Origin of the sequence: Cyanobium sp. BA20m-p-22, assembly GCF_024346275.1 — a bacterium.
Classification (GTDB): domain Bacteria; phylum Cyanobacteriota; class Cyanobacteriia; order PCC-6307; family Cyanobiaceae; genus Cyanobium_A.
Genome location: NZ_JAGQCQ010000236.1, coordinates 1 through 5,883 on the forward strand (window position 1 = coordinate 1; position 5,883 = coordinate 5,883).

5 protein-coding genes are annotated in these 5,883 nt (G+C 62.9%); 4 read left to right on the top strand and 1 reads right to left on the bottom strand.

Annotated elements, in window-relative coordinates:
* On the bottom strand, window positions 1-936 hold a 936-nt coding region (locus KBZ15_RS16720; RefSeq protein ID WP_255016346.1), incomplete at its 3' end, for an AAA family ATPase.
* 92 nt (window positions 937-1,028) lie between these two features.
* On the opposite strand from KBZ15_RS16720, the gene KBZ15_RS16725 reads away from it, so the two are divergent.
* From KBZ15_RS16725 to dnaN, 4 genes are all read left to right on the top strand, one after another.
* Window positions 1,029-2,972, top strand: coding sequence for an AarF/ABC1/UbiB kinase family protein (locus KBZ15_RS16725; protein WP_255016342.1), 1,944 nt, complete (start codon window positions 1,029-1,031; stop codon window positions 2,970-2,972).
* A gap of 57 nt (window positions 2,973-3,029) precedes the next feature.
* On the top strand, window positions 3,030-3,629 hold the full coding sequence (locus KBZ15_RS16730) for an alpha/beta hydrolase (RefSeq protein ID WP_255016343.1): 600 nt from the start codon (window positions 3,030-3,032) through the stop codon (window positions 3,627-3,629).
* Window positions 3,630-3,715: 86 nt separating this feature from the next.
* The gene (thrC, locus tag KBZ15_RS16735) at window positions 3,716-4,774 is read left to right on the top strand and encodes a threonine synthase (RefSeq protein ID WP_255016344.1); all 1,059 of its coding nucleotides are present in this window, start codon (window positions 3,716-3,718) and stop codon (window positions 4,772-4,774) included.
* Between the two features lie 412 nt (window positions 4,775-5,186).
* Window positions 5,187-5,883: DNA polymerase III subunit beta (gene dnaN / locus KBZ15_RS16740; RefSeq protein WP_255016345.1), on the top strand; the 697-nt coding region annotated here is incomplete at its 3' end.

Consider the following 5,883-nt stretch of genomic DNA (forward strand, 5'->3'; position numbering starts at 1 on the left):
CTCCTGTAGGGCCCCCAGGCTTTCGGGATCGCTGTCGAGGGCGGCGCCGTAGCCATCCAAGTTGCGGGCCAGCTCCTGGAGGCCTGAGAGGGAATCACTGCAGAGGTTGCGCAGGGGAGCCACCCCGCCGTCGAGCCCCTCCATCTGGAGCAGCTCCTGCTCGCAGGCGGCCAGATGGTCGAGCACGGAGGGCGCCTGCTCCGCCCCCTCCACCAGGCGACCAAGCAGGGCCATCACCCCTTCCTGCAGCCGCACGCCATGGGCAAGGCGATTTTCCTCCGCCAGCAACTGCTGGCGCTCCTGGGGGTCCTCGAGCTGGGCTGCCTCCAGGTCTGCCAGTGTCTGTTCCTGCAGGGCCCGCTGCTGTTCAATCTGGTCAAGGTCAGCGCGCGCCTGATCCAGTTCCGCCGCCGCCCGTTTCCACTGGCTCCAGGCGGTGGCCACCGGCTCCAACAGGGCCTGGACGGAATCCCCACCGAAGCGGTCCAACCAGCGCCGCTGCTGGCCAGGTCGGCCCAGTTGCTGGGTTTGGCCCTGCACGGTGAGATCCAGCAACAGGGGCCTCAGCTCCTGAATCTGAGCCCGACTCACCGCCACACCGTTGAGACGATGGCGGCTGGTCAGTCGCTCCTCCGTGAGCCGCCACTCCCGCGTCAGCAGCAATTCATCTTCCGGCTCCAGTTGCTGCTGCCCTAACCAGTTCAAAACTGGAGGGGTGAGGCTGAAGCTGGCCTCAATCACGCCGCGCTCGGCACCCCGGCGCAGCAAGCGGGCCCCCGCACTGCCCTGGGCACCGCCCAGCAGGGCATCGAGGGCATCGAGCAGGATCGACTTGCCCGCCCCGGTTTCTCCGGTGAGCACCGTAAAACCAGCGGAGAAACTGAGCTCGAGCCCCTCGATCAGGGCGATGTTCTCGAGACGCAGTCCAGTCAGCACAGGCCCGTCCGACAAGCGGATGGTGATCGCCCTGACCGTAGCGGCTGGGTCTTTCGTTTAGAAGGGGGGAAATTCTTAAACGGCCCCGTGGCATGGTGAGCGCCCCTCCTGAGCCAGCTCCGGAAATCACGCCTGAGGCCCCAACTCAAGGCGACAAAGAGTCTCCCGCTCTAAGCGACAAAACCGAGCTGAGCGACTTCATCGAAGCCGCTGGCCTGCTCAGTTACGACCCGGCCGCCATCACCCGGATCTACGCCGGCCACCCCCAGAGGCTGATCCGGCGCCTCTGGCAGACCCTGGTGCCGATCGGCCTGTATCTGCTGGGGGTGTGGTTTGACTGGTTCACCGGCCTACTGAAGGGCCCCGATCGGGCCCGGGCCCGGGCCAAAGAAGCAGCCGATCTGATCGCCTCCCTGGGCCCCGCCTTCATCAAGGCCGGGCAGGCCCTCTCCACCCGGCCCGACATCGTGCCGCCGCTGTTGCTGGAGGAGCTGGCCCAACTGCAGGACCAACTTCCAGGCTTCGATTCAGCCCTGGCCATGGCCTGCATCGAGGATGACCTCGGTGCGCCGGTGCTGGATATCTATGAACAGCTCGATGCCGAACCGATCTCCGCTGCCTCCCTCGGCCAGGTGCACAAAGGGGTGCTCAAGGGCGGTCAGGTGGTTGCGGTCAAGGTGCAACGACCGGGGCTGCGCGAACAGATCACGCTCGATCTCTACATCGTGCGCAACATCGCCGCCTGGCTGAACCAGAACGTGGGCCTGATCCGCAGCGACCTGGTGGCCCTGATCGATGAGCTGGGCAAGCGAGTGTTCGAGGAGATGGACTACTGCAATGAGGCGGCCAACGCCGAACGTTTCGCAGCCCTGCACGCCCACAACCCCCGCATCGCCGTCCCCCGCATCTATCACCAGGCCACCAGCCGTCGGGTGCTCACCATGGAGTGGATCGAGGGGGTGAAACTCACCAACCTCGAGGCCGTGCGTGGCATCGGCGTTGACCCCGACGAAATGGTGAATATCGGTGTTAACTGCAGCTTGCAGCAATTGCTGGAGCACGGCTTTTTTCACGCCGACCCCCACCCGGGCAACCTGCTGGCCCTCTCTGACGGCCGCCTGGCCTACCTCGACTTCGGCATGATGAGCGAGGTGAGTCGCGAGTCGCGCACGGGCCTGATCCAGGCGGTGGTGCACCTGGTCAATCGCAACTTCGGCAAGCTCAGTAAGGATTTCGTCAGCCTGGGCTTTCTTGCCGAAGACGTCAATCTCGAGCCGATCGTGCCGGCCTTCGAGAAGGTCTTTGGCCAGGCGATCGAGCAGGGCGTCAGCCGCATGGATTTCAAGGCCGTTACCGACGACCTCTCCGGGGTTATGTATCGCTTCCCCTTCCGGGTGCCGCCCTACTACGCCCTGATCATCCGCTCCCTGGTGACCCTGGAGGGGATCGCCCTGAGCGTGGATTCCGAATTCAAGATTCTTGGCGCCGCCTATCCCTATTTCGCCCGGCGACTGATGGAGGATCCCGATCCCAGCCTGCGTCAAAGCCTCAAGGAAATGCTCTTCGACGGCGACATCTTCCGCTGGCAGCGGCTCGACAACCTGATTGCCAGCGCCTCCCAGGGCAGCCAGCTGGATCTTGAGGGGCTGCTGGACCAGGTGCTGACCTTCCTGTTTTCAGCCAATGGGGGGCTGCTGCGCCAGCAACTGGTGGAAGCGGTGGTTTTCCGCATGGACGCCATGGCGTGGCACACCACCTTGCGGATCGGCAAACGGTTACCGGAAAGGCTCCAGCCCCCTGGCCTGCGCAAGCACCGGCTGAGCGACGCCGACGAGCCCCTACTGGACCTTGAACCGGTGCGGCAATTGACGGGAATTCTCCAGGCCCTGCCGGGCTTCGAGCCCCAGATGCTGATGAGGCGCCTGCCCAGGCTTCTGGGCGAACCCCAATTGCGCCAGATGGGCGTTCAACTTGCCCGTGGCCTGGCTGAACGCAGTGTGGTGCGCCTGGTGCGCGATGTGCTCGTCTCCGCCTGAATCCCCAAACGGCCGATCTAGGTTTGGCCCCAACTAAACCCAACTAAAAGGTTGAACATGCATAAAATTCGGATGCTGGGCCGTGCGGCGGCAGCCGCCGTGATGGGCATGAGCCTGCTGGGGGGCCTGCGGATCTGGGCGCCACCCGCCGCCGCTGCCGCTGAAAATCTCGTCTTCGTCAGCGGGGCGTTTCGACGCTCGATCCCCGTGGCCGATCTGGAGAAACTGGCCGCCACCGGCCAGGCCCAGGGCCTGCTTGCCGATGTGCTGAGATTCAGCAACCAAAATCCCAAAACCGTTGCCCAGCTGCTCAACCAATCGGTGAAGCTGCCCGTCACCCTGGTGAGCAGGCTGCTGAACACCCGCATCGGTGAGGCCATCCTCGAGCGACTTGCCCAGATTGTTTTTCCCCTCAACGCATCTCAAGCTGGCGTCGTTGCCCTTCGCTCCGGCCTGGTCATGGGTGTGGTGGAGGGCAATGGTTCGATCTCCGCCATTTCCTTTTTCCGGGCCTACCCGGTTCGGGAAATGGAGGTGAGCATCCCTGCCCTGATGAACCTGATCCGCAAGGCCAGCTCAATCACCGACCTGGTGCGCTTCTTCTCCGAATCCCCCCTCGATGGCCTGCGCGGCGAGACCCCTAAAGGCGCACCGTAGATTCGCCCTAGCAACTGCCTTAAACCGTGTCCCTGCTCCGTTCCCTGAAACGTCTGAGCCAGGGGCAATATGCTGGCTGTCCCACCATGCAGGACTGGCCGGGCCTGATTGAGGCCTATCGCCGTTGGTTGCCGGTCAGCGACAAGACGCCGGTGATCACCCTGCGCGAGGGAGCCACTCCCCTGATCCCCGCTCCCCTGATCTCAGAGCGCATCGGCAGAAAGGTGAAGGTATTCCTGAAATACGACGGTCTCAATCCCACCGGCTCCTTCAAGGACCGGGGCATGACGATGGCGATCTCCAAGGCCAAGGAGGAGGGCTCAGAAGCGGTGATCTGCGCCAGCACCGGCAACACCTCGGCCGCCGCCGCCGCCTATGCCCGCCGCGGCGGCATGCGAGCCTTTGTGCTGATCCCAGATGGCTACGTAGCCCAGGGAAAACTGGCCCAAGCCCTGCTCTATGGCGCAGAGGTAATCGCCATCCAGGGCAACTTTGATCGGGCGCTTGCGATTGTGCAGGACATGGCCAGTAAGTATCCAATCACCCTGGTCAATTCGGTCAATCCATACCGTCTGCAGGGCCAAAAGACAGCAGCCTTTGAAGTTATAGAAGCCCTAGGAGAAGCGCCAGATTGGCTCTGCATCCCCGTTGGCAATGCTGGCAACATCAGTGCCTACTGGATGGGATTCAACGAATACAAGGCAGCTGGCCGCAGCAGGAAATTGCCGCGGATGATGGGATTTCAGGCCGCCGGCTCTGCCCCCCTGGTGCTGGGCCATTCGGTGGACCAACCAGACACGATCGCCACAGCGATCCGCATCGGCAACCCGGTAAACCGGGACAAGGCTCTCAAGGTAAAAGCCGAGAGTGGGGGCGATTTCATGGCCGTAACCGATGCCGAAATCATTGACGCCTACAAGCTGCTCGGCTCGGGTGAAGGGGTGTTCTGTGAACCCGCCAGTGCTGCCTCGGTAGCTGGGTTGTTGAAGCGTCGAGAGGAAGTTCCCCCGGGCGCAACGGTGGTGTGCGTTCTGACCGGTAACGGCCTCAAGGACCCAACCACTGCCATCGAACACAACGATGCTCGCTTTCACACCGGTCTGGCGGCGGATACGGCCAAGGTTGCAGAGGTGATGGGCTTTTAAAAAAGCTCCCTAGCCCCCAACCAATTATCAAAGTGGCTGATTCATGCCTGGGGGAAAGGCATGGAAAAGGCGGGGATGGTGATCTGATTTCGCCAACCATCCGGTAAAGCATTTTTCCCCAATGGCGGGAAACTGGGCAAAAGGCTTGGCCATCCCCAACACAGGTTCAAAATGCCCCAGCCAAATGGGCCGGCAACTGCTTCCAAGAACTGGGATCTGGTGGGTTTTCCACCGTTCCCCCAGCCCCTACTACGGCCGTTTTTATTTCTTCTAAAGATCCTTTAATCCCTTAATCAGAAGGTCGGTTGGGAAGGACGGTTGGATACGGTTCACCGGCGTTGCGCAATCAGCCGGGCTGTGGAAGCGTGGGGGCTGCCTACCGCTGGTCCCCAGGCAACCCAGTCCATACGCCATGAAGCTGGTCTGTTCCCAATCCGAACTCAGTTCCAGTCTTCAGCTGGTGAGCCGGGCCGTGGCGAGTCGCCCGACCCACCCGGTGCTCGCCAACGTGCTGCTCACCGCCGATGCGGGCACCGGCCGCCTGAGCCTCACTGGTTTTGATCTCAGCCTCGGCATCCAGACCAGCTTCTCCGCCAGCGTGGAAACCAGCGGCGCCATCACCCTGCCGTCCAAGTTGTTTGGGGAAATTGTCTCGCGGCTCTCCAGTGACAACCCGATCACCCTCCACTGTGAGGAGGGGACTGAGCAGGTTGAGCTCACCAGTGTTTCCGGCAGCTACCAGATGCGAGGCATGCCGGCGGAGGATTTCCCCGACCTTCCCCTGGTGCAGAGCGGCACCCCAATCCGACTGGAGGCTGAGGCGCTGGTGAAGGGCCTGCGGGCCACCTTGTTTGCCAGCAGCAGTGATGAGTCAAAGCAGATTCTCACCGGCGTGCACCTGCGGCTGGATCACCAGGTGCTCGAGTGTGCCGCCACCGACGGCCATCGTCTCGCCGTTCTCTGCTTGGCCCATGCCGGTGCCCCCGCTGAGGCCGAAGACGGTGAACCAGGTGAACCATTCGCGGTCACCGTGCCGGCCCGCTCCCTGCGCGAACTGGAGCGTCTGCTCTCCGGCCGCCAGTCTGACGAACCCCTGAGCCTGTTTTGTG